Source organism: Lysobacter terrestris, from assembly GCF_014489475.1.
In the GTDB taxonomy this organism is placed as follows: Bacteria; Pseudomonadota; Gammaproteobacteria; order Xanthomonadales; family Xanthomonadaceae; genus Agrilutibacter; species Agrilutibacter terrestris.
The window spans coordinates 737,810-753,796 of the sequence record NZ_CP060820.1 but is presented as its reverse complement, the minus strand read 5'-3'; the positions used below and the strand labels follow the sequence as shown (position 1 = coordinate 753,796).

Here is a 15,987-nt window from a genome sequence, read left to right as displayed (position 1 = left end):
AAGCCCGCTCACACCGCGTCCCGCCACGGTCGCGACAACCGCATCGCGGCGATGATCAGGCCGACGTGCGAATACGTCTGCGGGAAATTGCCCCAGGCCTCGTCCTCGAAGGACAGGTCCTCCGACAGCAGGCCCAGCGGATTGCGCTTGGCCAGCAGGCGCTCGAACATGCCGCGCGCCTCGTCCATGCGCCCGATCGCGGCCAGCGCGTCGATGTACCAGAACGTGCAGATGGTGAAGCTCGTCTCCGGCACGCCGAAGTCGTCCGCGGCGGTGTAGCGGAACAGCGCGTCGCCGCGCTTGAGCTCGCGGCCGATCGCCTCCACCGTGGCGATGAAGCGCGGATCGTCCGCGGCGACGAAGCCCAGGTCGGCGAGCAGCAGCAGCGACGCGTCCAGCCGGTGGCCGCCGAAGGTGTCGACGAAGTGGCCGCGTTCGTCGTCCAGCGCGGCGTCCATGATCCGCACGTGCATGCGGTCGGCACGGGTGCTCCAGAGCGCGGCGCGCTCGGGCAGGTCCAGGTGCAGCGCGATCTTCGCCAGCCGGTCGCAGGCCGCCCAGCACATCGCGGCGGAGTAGGTGTGCGTCTCGGCGCGGCCGCGGAATTCCCACAGGCCGGCGTCGGGTTGTTCGTACAGTTCGTAGGCGCGCTCGCCGACCGGTTCCAGCCGCGCGAAGCTGGTCGCGTCGCCCGGGCGGTACAGGCGCTGGTCGAAGAACAGCTGCGTCGAGGCCAGCACCACGCTGCCGTACACGTCGTGCTGCTTCTGCAGCCAGGCGAGGTTGCCGCGGCGCACCGGGCCCATGCCGCGATAGCCGGCCAGCGACGGCACTTCCTCTTCCGCCAGTTCGGTCTCGAAGCCGATGCCGTACAGCGGCTGCAGCGCGCCGGATTCGAACGTGGCGAGGTTGGAGAGGTAGCGCAGGTAGTCCTCCATGGTGCGCGTCGCACCCAGGCGGTTGAGCGCGCGGACCACGAAGGCCGCATCGCGCAGCCAGCAGTAGCGGTAGTCCCAGTTGCGCACGGTGTGCGGCGCTTCCGGGATCGAGGTGGTGATCGCGGCGACGATCGCGCCGGTGTCCTCGTACTGGCACAGCTTCAGCGTGATCGCGCTGCGGATCACCGCTTCCTGCCACTCCAGCGGGATCGACAGGTAACGCGTCCACTCGCGCCAGTACTCCAGCGTGCGTTCTTCGGCGAGGCGCACGTAGGGGCCGACCGGTTGGGTCAGGGTTTCATCGGGCCCCAGCACCAGGTGCATGTCGCGGTCGAGCACGAACGGCAGCGCATCGCGCACCATCCGCACCGGCACGTCGCTGGTCAGGCGCAGGGTGAAGCCCGGCACCAGGTAACGCACGTGGTTGCTGCCCCAGGTGATTTCCGGGACGCGCGCGCCGTAGTCGGCCAGCGGTCGCAGCAGTACGCGGATGCGCGGACTGCCTGACAGCGGGCGCAGGCGCCGCATCAGCATCACCGGGCGGAAGAAGCGGTCGTGCTGGCGCCAGCGCGGCGCGAAGTCGGTGATCTCCACCGCACCGCCGTTGCCGTCGCGCAGCACCGTGCGCAGGATCGCGGTGTTCGGCAGGTACTGCTGTTCGGCGGCGACGCAGTCCTGCAGTTCGATCGTGTAGTCGCCGCCGTCGCCGGCCGTCGGCGAGAGCAGCGCGCAGAAGGTCGGGTCGCCGTCGAAGGCGGGGACGCAGGCCCAGACGATGCGGGCGCGTGCGTCGACGAGTGCTGCGATGCTGCCATTGCCGATGATGCCAAGGTCGAGCGTGGTCATGCGCAAGGAAATCCTTTCGTCGTGGGGCCAGCGGGCCGTGGTCAGGTCGCCGCCGCCACCTCGGGCGCAAGCGCGTGCGCGGCGTCGCGCAGCCACGCGCGTACCGACAGCGGGTCGTGCAGGGCGTGCGTGGCCGCGCTGTCCGCGCGCGTACCGACCAGCACGCTGAGGCCATGGCGTGCGTTCACTGCGTCGAAGCCGTGCTCGTCGGTGTAGTCGTCGCCGATGAACACCGGCATGCGGCCGCGGAAGGGCGCGGTGTCGAGCAGGGCGGCGATTCCATCGCCCTTGTCGTGGCCGTCGGGACGCAGTTCGATCACGTCGCGCCCCGGCTGCAAGGCGTAGCCGGGCAGGTCGATCAGCACCGAGTTCGCGAATTCGTGCAGCGGTTCCTCCGCCGCCGGCGCGTTGCGCCAGTGCAGCGCGAGGGTGATGCCCTTGTCCTCGACCAGCGCGCCGGGGTACTTCGCGGCCAGGTCGCGCGCGGCGGCCAGCACCGAAGCCAGTTCGTGCGGCGGCGCATGGCCCGCGTCGTTCGCACCGCGCCGCTGCAGGCCGTGCAGGCCGATGGCGGGCAGCTGCAGCGGCGAGAACAGCGCGTCGAGGGTTTCCAGGCGCCGGCCGCTGACCAGGGCCAGGGCACCGCCGAGGGCCGCGTGCAGGCGACGCAGGTCGCCGAGCAGGTCCATGGGCACGTGCACCCCGTCCGGCGTGCACGAAAAATCCAGCAGCGTGCCGTCAACGTCGAGGAACAGGGCCCAGTCGGCAGAAGGCAGCGGCGGGCGCGGCAGGCGGGAAGGGTCTGCGCTCATACGGCCATTGTGCTGATCGGTATGTAAGCGTCAGGTGGATGGCCCCGCGCCGGGCGCTTGAAAGCCCGCGCCGCGACCGCATCTCGGTGGCATTGCGGCGTTGGCCGCCCCTTTGCCTCCGAGGTCCCCCATGCGAATGGACAAGCTCACCTCGCGCTTCCAGCAGGCCTTGAGCGACGCACAGTCGCTCGCCGTCGGACGCGACAACAATTTCATCGAACCGGTGCACCTGATGACCGCGCTGATCGACCAGAGCGGCGGCAGCACGCGCCCGCTGCTGGCCCAGGCCGGCGTCAACGTGCCGTTGCTGCGCGAGCGGCTGGGCGAGTCGCTGGACAAGCTGCCCAAGGTCACCGGCCAGGCCGGCAACGTCAGCGTCGGCAACGACCTGGCGCGCCTGCTCAACGTCACCGACAAGTTCGCGCAACAGCGGGGCGATGCCTTCATCGCCTCCGAGCTGTTCGTGCTCGCCGCCCTCGACGACGGCGGCGACGTCGGCCGCGCGCTGAAGGCCGCCGGCGCGAACAAGCAGAAACTCGAAGCCGCGATCGACAAGCTGCGTGGAGGTGAAGCCGTGCAATCGGAAAACGCCGAGGACCAGCGCCAGGCGCTGGAGAAGTACACCATCGACCTGACCGCGCGCGCCGAATCCGGCAAGCTCGATCCGGTGGTCGGGCGCGACGAGGAAATCCGCCGCACCATCCAGGTCCTGCAGCGCCGCACCAAGAACAACCCGGTGCTGATCGGCGAGCCCGGCGTCGGCAAGACCGCGATCGTCGAGGGCCTCGCCCAGCGCATCGTGAACAATGAGGTGCCCGAAGGCCTGCGCGGCAAGCGCGTGCTGTCGCTGGACATGGGCGCGTTGATCGCCGGGGCCAAGTTCCGCGGCGAATTCGAGGAACGGCTGAAGGCCGTGCTCAACGACCTGGCCAAGAACGAAGGCCAGGTGATCCTGTTCATCGACGAACTGCACACCATGGTCGGCGCCGGCAAGGCCGAGGGCGCGATGGACGCAGGCAACATGCTCAAGCCCGCGCTCGCGCGCGGCGAGCTGCACTGCATCGGCGCGACCACGCTCGACGAATACCGCAAGTACGTGGAGAAGGACGCCGCGCTGGAGCGCCGCTTCCAGAAGGTGTTCGTCGGCGAGCCGTCGGTCGAGGACACCATCGCGATCCTGCGCGGACTCAAGGAGAAGTACGCCGTGCACCACGGCGTGGAAATCACCGATCCCGCCATCGTCGCTGCCGCCACGCTGTCCAACCGCTACATCGCCGACCGCCAGCTGCCCGACAAGGCCATCGACCTGATGGACGAAGCTGCCTCGCGCATCCGCATGGAGATCGACTCCAAGCCGGAGGAGCTCGACCGCAAGGAGCGCCGCCTGATCCAGCTCAAGATCCAGCGCGAGGCGCTGAAGAAGGAGAAGGACGCCGAATCGAAGCAGCGCCTGGCCGACCTCGAGGCCGAGATCGCCACGCTCGAGCGCGCGTTCAACGACCTCGAGGAAGTGTGGAAGGCGGAGAAGGCCACGCTGCAGGGAGCCACCAGGATCAAGGAGCAGATCGAAGCCGCCAAGCTCGAACTGGAGGCCGCGCAGCGCAAGCAGGATTTCGCCGCGATGAGCGAGATCCAGTACGGCAAGCTGCCGGAGCTGGAGAAGCAGCTGAAGGCGGCGCAGGAAGCCGAGACCAAGGGCTTCTCGCTGCTGCAGGACAAGGTCACCGCGGAAGAAATCGCCGAGGTGGTGTCGCGCTGGACCGGCATCCCGGTCAGCAAGATGCTCGAAGGCGAGCGCGAGAAGCTGCTGAAGATGGAAGAGCACATGCACACGCGCGTGGTCGGCCAGGAAGAGGCGATCAAGGTCGTGTCCGACGCCGTGCGCCGTTCGCGCGCGGGCCTGTCCGATCCGAACCGGCCGTCGGGCTCGTTCCTGTTCCTCGGCCCGACCGGCGTGGGCAAGACCGAACTGTCCAAGGCGCTGGCCGAGTTCCTGTTCGACAGCAGCGACGCGATGGTGCGCATCGACATGAGCGAGTTCATGGAGAAGCACGCGGTGAGCCGCCTGGTCGGCGCGCCTCCGGGTTACGTCGGCTACGAAGAGGGCGGTTACCTCACCGAGGCGGTGCGGCGGCGTCCGTACAGCGTGATCCTGCTCGACGAGGTCGAGAAGGCGCACCCGGACGTGTTCAACATCCTGCTGCAGGTGCTCGACGACGGCCGCCTCACCGATGGCCAGGGCCGCACCGTCGATTTCCGCAACACGGTGATCATCATGACGTCGAACCTCGGCAGCCAGATGATCCAGGACATGTCCAGCGACAGCGTGCTCGGTTCGGATGCCAAGGCATCCGAAGCCGCGGCCTACACGCAGATGAAGGCGGCGGTGATGGGTGTGGTGCAGGCGCATTTCCGGCCGGAGTTCATCAACCGCCTCGACGACATCGTCGTGTTCCATCCGCTCGACAAGGCGCAGATCCGCGAGATCGCCAGGATCCAGCTGCGCGGCCTCGACAAGCGCCTGGCCGAGCGCGGCCTGAAGCTGGCGCTGTCGGACAACGCGCTGACGTTGCTCGGCAATGTCGGTTTCGACCCGGTGTACGGCGCGCGTCCGCTCAAGCGCGCGGTGCAGCAGCAGCTGGAGAATCCGCTGGCGCAGCGCATCCTCGCCGGCGAGTTCGCCAGCGGCGATACGGTGCAGGTCGATGCGGAGGGCGGGCACCTGGTGTTCCGCAAGGGCTAGTTCGCAGCAGGCGCCGAACGTCGAACCTTCGTCTTCTCCCCGCCTGCGGGGAGAAGATGCCCGCAGGGCCGATGAGGGGTGGCGAGCGAAGCGAGTTGCTTCGGCTTCGCGAACAAGCACCAGCAAAAGCAGCTCGCTGCGCACCCGCCCCGCGGGCACCCTCTCCCCGCCAGCGGGAGAGGGGAAAGCGTCCTCCCTCCTCGCCACGCAATGTCGCCAACGAGGAGAAGGGGCAGGCATCGCTCCACCATGCGATGCCTACTCACCACGCAATGTCATAAGTCAACGCCCTGGTGCGTTGCGGCGACCTGCTAGACTGCGCGCCGCCTGAGGTGACCCCCGGCCAGTGGCTGGCGGGTTGAAACGGGAATCCGGTGCGCCGCGCGTCTGGTCGACGCGACGAGCAATTCCGGAGCTGCCCCCGCAACGGTAAGTGTTGAGCCAGGAAGGCTCGGGACCGGCGAATGCCACTGTGCCATCGGCACGGGAAGGCGCCGCTCCCGGACGCGATCGAGCGTCACGCACGAGCCCGGAGACCGGCCCAAGGCCTGACCCGACAAGCGGTGGGCTTGTGACGCGGGCTATGCGCGTCCTTCGCGTGCCGCCTCGCCTTCCTTTCCGCCTGTCTTCCATCGATCCACCGCGCGGGACAGGCGCGGCCAAGGAGTGCGCTCTTCATGCAACGTTCCCTGCAACACCGGATTTCCCGTGCCCCGCGCCGCGCGCTGCTGGCGACGGGCCTGCTCTGCGCGATCGCGCCGGCATTCGCCGCCGAAACTGCCGCGCCGGACGCCACCGACCTCGACGACGTCGTCGTCACCGCGACCCGCACCGCGCAGACCCAGGACGCCACGCTGGCTGCGATCGACGTGATCACCCGTGCCGACATCGAGCGCCTGCAGCCGCGTTCGCTGCCGGACCTGCTGCGCTCGGCGCAGGGCGTGGGCATCGGCAATTCCGGCGGTGCCGGCAAGTTGAGCTCCGCCTACGTCCGTGGCACCAATGCCGGCCACGTGCTGGTGCTGGTCGATGGCCTGCAGGTCGGTTCGGCGACCGCGGGTACCGCGGCGCTGCAGGACCTCCCGGTCGAGCAGATCGAGCGCATCGAGATCGTGCGTGGACCGTTCTCCAGCCTGTACGGGTCGGAGGCGATCGGCGGCGTCATCCAGGTCTTCACCCGCCGCCCGCAGTCCGCGTTCGCGCCGACCTTCAGCGTGGCCGGCGGCAACTACGCCACGTACAAGGCCAGCGCGGGCGTGAGTGGTCGCAGCGGTGACGGCTGGTATGCGCTCAACCTCGCGCACGACACCACCGATGGCATCAACGCCTGCCGTCCCAGCCCGCTGGGGCCCTTCGGTTACACCGGCGGCTGCTTCACCGACGAGCCCGACCGCGACGGCTACACCAACAATTCGGTGTCGGTGCGCGGCGGCTACCGCTTCGGCCAGCTGGACGTCGAACTCAAGGCGCTGCGCGCCGAAGGCGAGAACGAATACGACGGCAACTACGCCGATCCGTTCTTCCCCTCGCCGAACGAATCCAAGGTCGTGCAGCAGGTCGCCGGCGCGCGTGCGCGCTACCGTGCGGGCGATGCCGCGACGTTCACCCTGAACCTGGGCCAGAGCCTGGACCGCAGCCGCGATTTCGGCGAGGGCGTGTTCTTCAGCCTGTTCGAAACGCGCCGCGACCAGGGCTCGCTGCAAGCCGACGTCGTCGCCCGCGGCGGCACCTGGAGCGCCGGTTTCGACTGGAGCCGTGACCAGGTCGACAGCACCGTTGGCTTTGCCGTGGACGAGCGCACCAACCGCGCGCTGTTCGGCCAGTGGCAGCAGACGTTCGGTGCGCACTCGCTGCAGGCGAGCGTGCGCCGCGACGACAACAGCCAGTTCGGCGGCGAGACCACCGGCAGCGCGCTGTGGGGCTGGGACTTCACGCCGGCACTGCGCCTGACCGCCAGTTACGGCACCGCGTTCAAGGCGCCGACCTTCAACGACCTGTACTACCCGCTGTTCGACAACCCGGAGTTGCAGCCGGAGACCTCGCGCAGCGCCGAGCTGGGCCTGCGCGGCAAGCACGGCTGGGGCGGCTGGTCGGTCAACGCGTTCCAGACCCGGATCGAGGACCTGATCGTCTTCGACTGGATGACGACCGACGCGAACCATCCGTTCGGCATGCCGATCAACGTGGGCGAGGCCCGCATCCGCGGCGTCGAGCTGAGCGGCAACACCACGCTCGCCGGCTGGGATCTGCGCGGCAGTGCCAGCTGGCTGGACCCGCGCAGCGAATCCGCCCCCAGCGACGGCAACCTGCTGCCGCGCCGTGCCCGCCGCAGCGGTCGCCTCGACGCGGACCGCAGCTTCGGCCGCTTCAGCGTGGGCGCCAGCGTGACCGGCGCCAGCCGTCGTTTCGACGAGCTGGCGAACATTGCCGAGCTGGGCGGCTACGCCACCACCGACCTGCGCGCCGCCTACCGCTTCGGCACGGACTGGAACCTCGCGCTCAGCGTGAACAACGTGTTCGACAAGTCCTACGAGACCGTCCGCTACTTCAACCAGCTGGGACGCAACTACCTGCTGACCCTGCGCTACCAACCCGCGGAGTGAGTCGCGGACGCGCGCCACTCCCGCAGCGGGAGTGGCGCGTTGGCTTGAAGGACGCGCTCATGAAAAGCGCGCTCGTGAAAAGCGCGCTTGCCTGAAATCCGGCGCGGACTACGCGCCGGCATCGCCCGGCGCCAGCGCCGCCAGTCGCGCCTCGAGTTCCGCGACCCGTGCTTCCAGTTCAGCGACGCGTTCGGCGAGGCCGCCACGCGCGCCAGCCATCGGCGCTTCCTGCACGAACGCGCCCGCGTCGGGTTCGCCGCACAGCAGGTGCGCGTAGCGATCGCCGCGTTGCCCGCTCTGCCGCGGCAACACCGTCGCCAGCCCGCGGCTCGCCAGCCGGTCCAGGGCGTGGACCACGTCGTCGGCGGATTCGAATTTCGCCATGCGCTCGCTGCGCGTCAGCAGCTCGTGTGCAGTCTGCGGCCCGCGCAGCATCAGCAACGCGAGCAGCGCGCATTGCGGTTGGGTGACCTCCAGCACGCGTTCGACCCGGTGCGTATAGCGCTCGGCGCGGCTGGAATGCTGCGACTTCACCCAGCCCTTGGGTTCGAGCTGGCGCAGCGCGTGCGCGACCGCGTCCGCGTCGAGTTCCATCAACGGTTCGCGCGCGGTCTTCTGGTTGCAGGCGAGCACGAGCGCGTTGAGCGTGAGCGGGTAGGCATCCGGCGTCGTCGCTTCCTTTTCGACCAGCGCGCCGAGGATGCGCGCGTCGAGCGGGGAGAGACGCGGTGCGGGGGAGGGGGATTCTTCGGACATGGCGACCTCAGGTGGTGGCCGGCGGCAAGTGGCGCGCGCCGCGATAGGGCGGGGTGGCCATCACCATCTCGGCGAAGCTGTGGGCAAGCTCGCGTTCGGCCATCACCGCGGCATCGGCGCCGTGGTCGAGCAGGTGCTTGACCTCGTTGTCGCTGTGGCCGCGGGCGACGATGCTCAGCGTCGGGTTGACCTTCTTCAGCGTGGCGATGATCTCGCCCGCTTCCAGCGCGTTGGGGATCGCCAGCAGCGCCATGTGCGCGCGTTCGGGCATGGCCTCGCGCAGCACGTTCTCGTTGACGGCGTTGCCGCGGATCGCGGGCAGGCCGTCGGCGCGGGCGCGCTCGACCAGGTGGTCCTCGCCGTCGATCACCACCAGCGGCACGCCGTGCTCGCGCAGCACGCGCGCGAGCTCGCGGCCGACGCGGCCGTAGCCGACCAGCAGCACGTGGTCGCGGATGCCTTCCGGGATCGGCGGCGCCTCGTCGTCGGCCAGCTTCTGCGCGACGCGCTTCTCGGCCGCGACGCGGCTGTCCAGCCACGCCATCAGCAGCGGGTTGAAGGTGATCGAGAGCAGCGCGCCGGCCAGGATCAGGTCCTGGCCGTCCTTGGGCAGCACGTCGAGCTGCACGCCGAGGCCGGCGAGAATGAAGGAGAACTCGCCGATCTGCGACAGCGCGATCGCCAGCAGCAGCGCGGTCGAACCGGTCTTGCCGAGCAGGCGCGCCACCGTCCACGCGGCGATGCCGTTGCCGGCGACCACGATCGCGAACGTCGCCAGCACCTCCACCGGGCGTTCGATCAGGATGCTCGGGTTGAACAGCATGCCCACCGAAACGAAGAACAGCACCGCGAACGCGTCGCGCAGCGGCAGGGTCTCGTTCGCTGCTTCGTGGCTGAATTCGGATTCGTTGAGCAGCAAGCCGGCGAAGAACGCACCCAGCGCGAACGACACGCCGAACAGTTCGGCCGAACCGAACGCCACGCCCAGCGCGATCGCCAGCACGCACAGGGTGAACAGTTCGCGCGAGCCGGTGCCGGCGACGCGTTCGAGGATCCACGGCACCACGCGGCGGCCGACCAGCAGCATCACCGCGATGAACGCGCCGACCTTGAACACGGTCTTGATCAGTTCGGCGAGGATCGCGGTGGCGTCGCCGCCTTCGCCCTTGAGCATGCCGACCATCGCCGGCAGCAGCACCAGCACCAGCACCATCACCAGGTCTTCGACGATCAGCCAACCCACGGCGATGCGGCCGCGCGTGGTGTCGAGCAGGCGGCGTTCCTCCAGCGCGCGCAGCACCACCACGGTGCTGGCCACCGACAGCGAGATGCCGAACACCAGCGCCGCACCGTTGTCCCAGCCGAACCAGCGCCCCAGTCCCCAGCCCAGCAGCGACACGAACACGATCTGCACCAGCGCCCCCGGCACCGCGATCCGCTTCACCTCGAGCAGGTCCTTCAGCGAGAAGTGCAGGCCGACGCCGAACATCAGCAGGATCACGCCGATCTCGGCCAGCTGCGGTGCCAGCGTCTGGTCGCCGACGAAGCCCGGGGTGAACGGCCCGGCGATGATGCCGGCGACCAGGTAGCCCACCAGCGGCGACAGGCGCAGGCGCTGCGCGAGCGCGCCGAAGATGAAGGCCAGGCCGAAGCCGGCGACGAGGATGGCGATGAGGGAGGTGTGGTGCATTCGACCTCGTTGTCGATGGGGGCGGATGCCTCAATGGGGCCGAAGCGGGGCGGGGTCCAGCGCGGCCGCGGCAGCGGACCGATCCCGCAAAGCCCGCGGGGGCGCCGATCAGGTCGGTGCTGGCCGGTGCGGGCGGATTGGCCGGGCTGTCCCCGTACAATACAGGCCATGATCGCCTTCCGTGATTTCGCCCTGCGCCGGGGCGAACGCCTCCTTTTGTCCAACGTCGACCTGACCTTGCAGGCAGGCTGGCGCCTGGGCGTCATCGGCCGCAATGGCACCGGCAAGTCCTCGCTGTTCGCGGCGATCCAGGGCGACGTCGAGGCCGACCGCGGCGACATCGACGTGCCCGCGCGCGTGCGCATCGCCAGCGTCGCGCAGGAAACCCCGGCGCTGGACGACCCCGCGCTCGACTTCGTGCTCTCCGGCGATGCCGCCGTGCACGCGGTGCTGCGTGCCGAGCGCGAGGCGATGGAGCGCGAGGACTGGGAAGCCGTCGCCGAAGCGCACCACAAGCTGGAAGAACTCGGTGGCTACGACGCCACCGCGCGCGCCGGCAAGCTGCTGCACGGCCTGGGCTTCACCGCCGACACCCACGAACGCGCGGTGAAGGAATTCTCCGGTGGCTGGCGCGTGCGCCTGAACCTCGCGCGCGCGCTGATGACACCGTCGGACCTGCTGCTGCTCGACGAACCGACCAACCACCTGGACCTCGATGCGGTGCTGTGGCTGGAGCAGTGGCTGCTGAAATACCCGGGCACGCTGCTGCTGATCTCGCACGACCGCGAGTTCCTCGACGAGGTCACCACGCACACGCTGCACCTGCACGACGGCAAGGCCAAGCTCTACACCGGCGACTACACCGCGTTCGAGCGCCAGCGCGCCGAACACCTGCGCCTGCAGCAGATCACCCACGAGAAGGTGCAAGCCGAGCGCGCGCACCTGCAGAGCTTCATCGACCGCTTCAGCGCCAGCGCCGCCAAGGCCAAGCAGGCGCAGTCGCGGGTCAAGCGCCTGGCCAAGATGGCCAATACCGAAGCGGTGCGCGTGGAGCGCGCGCTGCGCATCGAATTCCCGGCGCCGGCGAAGTTGCCGCATGCGCTGTTGCGCCTGATGCACGCCGATTGCGGCTATGGCGAGCACACGGTCCTGGACCAGGTGGGCTTCATCCTCGAAGCCGGCGACCGCGTAGCCCTGCTCGGTCCCAACGGCGCCGGCAAGTCGACCCTGGTGAAGTCGCTGGTCGGCGAGATCCCGTTGCTCGACGGCGAGCGCGGCGGCCATCCCGACCTGCGCATCGGCTACTTCGCCCAGCACACGGTGGAATCGCTGCGCGAAGGCACCAGCCCGATCGACCACCTCGGCGACATCGCCCCGGGCGTGTCGACGCAGCAGCTGCGCGACTTCCTCGGCAAGTGGAATTTCCCCGGCGACCGCGCGTTCGAATCGGTCGACAAGTTCTCCGGTGGCGAACGCGCGCGCCTGGCGCTGGCGCTGATCGCGTGGCGCCAGCCCAACGTGCTGCTGCTCGACGAACCGACCAACCACCTCGACCTCGACATGCGCGAGGCCTTGGCCGAAGCGCTGGCGACGTTCGACGGCGCGATCGTGCTGGTCTCGCACGACCGCCACCTGATCGGCCTGGTCTGCGAGACGTTCTGGCGCGTGGCCGACGGCGTGGCGCAGCCGTTCGACGGCGACCTCGACGCCTACGCGGTGTGGCTGCGCACGCGCGAAGCGGCGGACAGCAAGCCCAAGGCATCGGCCAAGGCCGCGCCGGCACCGACCGTGGCGGCGAACAAGAAGAAGCCGCCGAACCCGGTCAAGCTGGCGCAGGCTGAAGCGCGCGTGGCCGAGCTGGAATCCAAACTGCACGCGATCGACATGGACCTGGCCGACCCCGACGTCTACGCCGACGGCGGCACCAACGCCGCCGAACTGTCGCGCCAGCGCGATGCGCTGGTGGCGCAACTGGCGGACGCGGAAGGCGCGCTGCTGCAGTTGTACGACGCCGCCTGAGTCCACACGCTGTGGGCGGCCGCTTGATTCCGGCCGCAATCGCCCTCATCCACCCAGTTCGTCCGTTCGCCTCACCTTCCCGCCATGCCGATCTACGCCTTCGAATGCGCCGCCTGCGGCCACAGCTTCGACCGTCTGCAGAAGCTCTCGGACCCGGATCCGGCGCACTGCCCGGCCTGCAATGAGGCCCAGGTGCGTCGCCAGCTGACCGCGCCGCAGTTCCGCCTGGCCGGCGGCGGCTGGTACGAAACCGACTTCAAGAAGGACGGCGACAAGAAGCGCAACCTGGCCGGCGATGCCGCGGCTGCGTCCGGGTCGGGCAGCAAGCCCGCGGAAGCCAAGGCCGCAGACAGCAAGCCGGCCGAGAAGAAGGCCGAGCCGGCGAAGTCCGACGCCAAGCCGGCCTGATCCGCGCTCAGGCCCGCAACTCCCGGGCCGCAAACAAGAACGGCGGCCCGCTTGCGCGAGCCGCCGTTTGTCTTTCCAGCCTGCTTTATTCCAGCAGGGTCGCTCAGTTGCCGAAGCGGGCACGGCAGCCGCCGTTGACCCAGATCCGGTTGCTGCCGGCCATGCCCCAGGTGCGGCCTTCGATGCAGGCCTGCGTCGACAGCTGCTGGATCAAGCGCGGCCGGCCCTGGCCCGGCGGCCAGTTGCAGGTGGTGTAGCCGCCGTTCTGGCTGGCGCAGGTCACCGTGTAGCCGTTGTCGCCGCCACCGCTACCGCTGCCGGCACGGGCGAATTCGCCGCGGCAGCCGGCCCAGACGTTGACCTGGCCGTTGTTGCTGCTCCAGTTCTGGCCCTCGACGCAGCGCCGGTCGGAGAGCTGGCGGACCAGCTGCGAGCGGCCGCGCCACGGCGTGCGGCAGTTGGCGACGCGGTTGTCGGCGCTTTCGCAGCGGATCGTGCCGCCCTGGCCGCCGCCCCAGCCTTCGACGAATTCGGCGCGGCAGCCGCTCCAGACGGTGACCTGGCCGTTCTGCGAGCTCCAGTTGCGGCCCTCTTCGCAGCGGGTGTCGGAAATCTGCCGGCTCAGCCGCGAGGGGCCGCTCCACGGCGTGCGGCAGACCCGGCTGCGGTTGTCGGGGCTTTCGCAGCGGATCGCGCCGCCCTGGCCGCCACCCCAGCCTTCGACGAATTCGGCGCGGCAGCCACCCCAGACGGTGACCTGGCCGTTCTGCGAGCTCCAGTTGCGGCTTTCTTCGCAACGGGTGTCGGAAATCTGCCGGCTCAGCCGCGAGGGGCCGCTCCACGGCGTGCGGCAGACCCGGCTGCGGTTGTCGGGGCTTTCGCAGCGGATCGCGCCGCCCGGCAGGGGGCCGGGGCCGGTCGAGCCCGCCAGCGACTTCGAAATGTCGCGCTTGATGTCGCTGAAGCGCCAGTTGGAGCGGTTGACCTGGTCCACGTAGAACCGCAGCTGGTCGTCGGCGATCTCGCGGCCGCCGGACTGCTCGCGGTATTCCAGGCGGATGACCCGCACCTGGTCGTTGTAGGACAGGCTGCGCAGGTCCTCGGGGGCGTAGGCCCGCGGCTGGTACTGCGCCAGCGCCGGCGCGGACAGGGCCAGCAGGCAGAGTGCCGCCAGCAGCGGTTTCAACAGCGTCTTCATGACCTTCCCCTTCTTGGATGGTTGCCTTCGATGGTTGGAAACCCGCGACGGAACCTCCCCGCCGCTTCCTTCTGTACCGCGCCGGCCAGCAAGTAACGCGCCGCTGCCGTTAAAATGCCGTCTTCCCCGCCCACGGCGGCCGCCCATTGTGCGGCGTTGCTTCCAACCGTGGCCGGATCGAGTGTATTTCCCGGAGTCTCCATGCGTACCCACTTCTGCGGCCTCATCGATGAGGCCCTGATCGGCCAGACCGTGACCCTGTGCGGCTGGGCCGACGTTGCCCGCAACCTCGGCGGCCTGTGCTTCATCGACCTGCGCGACCATGAAGGCATCGTGCAGGTCGTGGCTGAACCGGCCGCCAATGTTCCTGGCAATGCCGAAGTGCTGTCAGCCGCCGCTCACGTCGGCTACGAGGACTGCCTGCGCATCACCGGCGTCGTGCGCAAGCGCGAGTCGGTCAACAGCAAGATCCGCACCGGCCAGGTCGAAGTCGTCGCGACCAGGATCGAACTGCTCAACAAGGCCGAGCCGCTGCCGTTCCACGCCCACGAGAACCCGGGCGAGGACATCCGCCTCAAGTACCGCTACCTCGACCTGCGCACGCCGGACATGCAGCGCAAGATGCGCACGCGCACCAAGCTGGTCGCGGCGCTGCGCCGTTACCTCGACGAGCGCGGCTTCCAGGACATCGAGACGCCGATCCTGACCAAGGCCACGCCGGAAGGCGCGCGCGACTTCCTCGTGCCGGCGCGCATGCACCCGGGCGAGTTCTACGCGCTGCCGCAGTCGCCGCAGCTGTTCAAGCAGATCCTGATGATGGCGGGCTTCGACCGCTACTACCAGATCGCGCGCTGCTTCCGCGACGAGGCGCTGCGCGCCGACCGCCAGCTGGAATTCACCCAGCTCGACATGGAGTTCGCGTGGGTGTCCGAACGCGACGTGCAGGACACGGTGGAGGACATGATCCGCTTCGTGTTCCGCGACGTGATGGCGATCGAACTCGACGCGCAGTTCCCGCGCATGACTTACGCCGAAGCCATGCGCCGCTACGGCTCGGACAAGCCCGACCTGCGCATCGCGCTGGAACTGGTCGACGTCGCCGAACTGGTCAAGGCCAGTGAATTCGCCGTGTTCACCGCGGCCGCCAACGATCCGGATGGCCGCGTCGCCGCGCTGCGCATCCCCGGCGGCGCCGCGCTGTCGCGCAAGCAGATCGACGAATACGCCGCGCATGCGGCCAAGTTCGGCGCCAAGGGCCTGGCCTACGCCAAGATCGACGACGCCGGTGCGGTGAATTCGCCGGTCGCGAAGTTCTTCAGCGAGGACGCTTTCGCCGCGCTGCTGAAGCATGTCGGCGCCGGCAACGGCGACATCGTGTTCTTCGGCGCCGGTGCCTACAACAAGGTCAGCGACTTCATGGGCGCGGTGCGCCTGAAGGCCGGCAAGGACTTCAACCTCATCGAGAACGCCTGGCGCCCGCTGTGGGTGACCGACTTCCCGATGTTCGAGTGGGACGACGAGGAAAAGCGCTACGTCGCGCTGCACCACCCGTTCACCGCGCCGGCCGTGGATTCGATCGAGGACCTGCGCGCGAATGCCAAGACCGCGGTGTCGCGCGGCTACGACATGGTGCTCAACGGCAACGAGATCGGCGGCGGTTCGATCCGCATCCACAGTTCGCAGATGCAGTCGGCGGTGTTCGAGCTGCTCGGCATCGGCGCGGAAGAGGCGGAAGGCAAGTTCGGCTTCCTGCTGGACGCGCTCAAGTACGGCGCGCCGCCGCACGGCGGCATCGCGTTCGGCATCGACCGCATCGCCGCGCTGATGGCCGGCAGCGAATCGATCCGCGACGTCATCGCCTTCCCCAAGACCACCACCGCGCAGTGCCTGATGACCGGTGCGCCGTCGCCGGTGCCGGACGTGCAACTCGCCGAAGTGCACGTGCAGGTCCGCCCCAAGGCCGCGAAGGAATAA

Annotated in this window: 10 protein-coding genes and 1 riboswitch; of the genes, 5 read left to right on the top strand and 5 right to left on the bottom strand. The window is 69.2% G+C overall.

The genetic code is table 11. The features are described from left to right. Nucleotides 1–8 precede the first annotated feature (8 nt). Nucleotides 9–1,784 carry a glycoside hydrolase family 15 protein gene (locus H8B22_RS03535; protein ID WP_187712744.1) on the bottom strand — a complete coding sequence of 592 codons (1,776 nt, stop codon included), beginning with the start codon at nt 1,782–1,784 and terminating at the stop codon, nt 9–11. A gap of 41 nt (nt 1,785–1,825) precedes the next feature. Beyond that, nucleotides 1,826–2,596 carry a trehalose-phosphatase gene (otsB, locus tag H8B22_RS03530; protein ID WP_187712743.1) on the bottom strand — a complete coding sequence of 257 codons (771 nt, stop codon included), beginning with the start codon at nt 2,594–2,596 and terminating at the stop codon, nt 1,826–1,828. Nucleotides 2,597–2,726: 130 nt separating this feature from the next. Here otsB and clpB point away from each other — a divergent pair, with 130 nt between their 5' ends. Together clpB and btuB are read left to right on the top strand one after the other, a co-directional pair. Continuing rightward, nucleotides 2,727–5,339 carry an ATP-dependent chaperone ClpB gene (gene clpB / locus H8B22_RS03525; protein ID WP_187712742.1) on the top strand — a complete coding sequence of 871 codons (2,613 nt, stop codon included), beginning with the start codon at nt 2,727–2,729 and terminating at the stop codon, nt 5,337–5,339. Between the two features lie 313 nt (nt 5,340–5,652). After that, a riboswitch (cobalamin riboswitch) is annotated at nt 5,653–5,898 on the top strand. 118 nt (nt 5,899–6,016) lie between these two features. After that, nucleotides 6,017–7,942 (top strand): TonB-dependent vitamin B12 receptor, encoded by a 1,926-nt coding sequence (gene btuB, locus H8B22_RS03520; RefSeq protein WP_187712741.1) that lies wholly within the window; start codon nt 6,017–6,019, stop codon nt 7,940–7,942. A gap of 108 nt (nt 7,943–8,050) precedes the next feature. Here btuB and H8B22_RS03515 read toward each other — a convergent pair whose 3' ends face one another. Both H8B22_RS03515 and ybaL read right to left on the bottom strand, forming a co-directional pair. Further along, nucleotides 8,051–8,698, bottom strand: coding sequence for a YceH family protein (locus H8B22_RS03515; protein WP_187712740.1), 648 nt, complete (start codon nt 8,696–8,698; stop codon nt 8,051–8,053). A 7-nt stretch (nt 8,699–8,705) separates the two neighbouring features. Then, nucleotides 8,706–10,388: a YbaL family putative K(+) efflux transporter gene (gene ybaL, locus H8B22_RS03510; protein ID WP_187712739.1), complete on the bottom strand. Its 1,683-nt coding sequence runs from the start codon at nt 10,386–10,388 to the stop codon at nt 8,706–8,708. 168 nt (nt 10,389–10,556) lie between these two features. Here ybaL and H8B22_RS03505 point away from each other — a divergent pair, with 168 nt between their 5' ends. Further along, nucleotides 10,557–12,407: an ABC-F family ATP-binding cassette domain-containing protein gene (locus H8B22_RS03505; protein ID WP_187712738.1), complete on the top strand. Its 1,851-nt coding sequence runs from the start codon at nt 10,557–10,559 to the stop codon at nt 12,405–12,407. Nucleotides 12,408–12,491: 84 nt separating this feature from the next. Then, nucleotides 12,492–12,815 carry an FmdB family zinc ribbon protein gene (locus tag H8B22_RS03500; RefSeq protein ID WP_187712737.1) on the top strand — a complete coding sequence of 108 codons (324 nt, stop codon included), beginning with the start codon at nt 12,492–12,494 and terminating at the stop codon, nt 12,813–12,815. A 103-nt stretch (nt 12,816–12,918) separates the two neighbouring features. On the opposite strand, the gene H8B22_RS03495 is transcribed toward H8B22_RS03500, so the two are convergent. Then, nucleotides 12,919–14,013: a DUF3011 domain-containing protein gene (locus tag H8B22_RS03495; protein ID WP_187712736.1), complete on the bottom strand. Its 1,095-nt coding sequence runs from the start codon at nt 14,011–14,013 to the stop codon at nt 12,919–12,921. Nucleotides 14,014–14,214: 201 nt separating this feature from the next. Between H8B22_RS03495 and aspS the strand changes: the two genes are divergently transcribed. Next, nucleotides 14,215–15,987 (top strand): aspartate--tRNA ligase, encoded by a 1,773-nt coding sequence (aspS, locus tag H8B22_RS03490; RefSeq protein WP_187712735.1) that lies wholly within the window; start codon nt 14,215–14,217, stop codon nt 15,985–15,987.

Excerpts from the sequence above, each read along its gene's own strand:
- clpB (WP_187712742.1), top strand. The coding sequence starts at position 2,727 with ATGCGAATGGACAAGCTCACCTCGCGCTTCCAGCAGGCCTTGAGCGAC.
- H8B22_RS03505 (WP_187712738.1), top strand. The coding sequence starts at position 10,557 with ATGATCGCCTTCCGTGATTTCGCCCTGCGCCGGGGCGAACGCCTCCTT.
- H8B22_RS03495 (WP_187712736.1), bottom strand. The coding sequence starts at position 14,013 with ATGAAGACGCTGTTGAAACCGCTGCTGGCGGCACTCTGCCTGCTGGCC.
- aspS (WP_187712735.1), top strand. The coding sequence starts at position 14,215 with ATGCGTACCCACTTCTGCGGCCTCATCGATGAGGCCCTGATCGGCCAG.
- H8B22_RS03515 (WP_187712740.1), bottom strand. The coding sequence starts at position 8,698 with ATGTCCGAAGAATCCCCCTCCCCCGCACCGCGTCTCTCCCCGCTCGAC.
- otsB (WP_187712743.1), bottom strand. The coding sequence starts at position 2,596 with ATGAGCGCAGACCCTTCCCGCCTGCCGCGCCCGCCGCTGCCTTCTGCC.
- H8B22_RS03535 (WP_187712744.1), bottom strand. The coding sequence starts at position 1,784 with ATGACCACGCTCGACCTTGGCATCATCGGCAATGGCAGCATCGCAGCA.
- btuB (WP_187712741.1), top strand. The coding sequence starts at position 6,017 with ATGCAACGTTCCCTGCAACACCGGATTTCCCGTGCCCCGCGCCGCGCG.
- H8B22_RS03500 (WP_187712737.1), top strand. The coding sequence starts at position 12,492 with ATGCCGATCTACGCCTTCGAATGCGCCGCCTGCGGCCACAGCTTCGAC.
- ybaL (WP_187712739.1), bottom strand. The coding sequence starts at position 10,388 with ATGCACCACACCTCCCTCATCGCCATCCTCGTCGCCGGCTTCGGCCTG.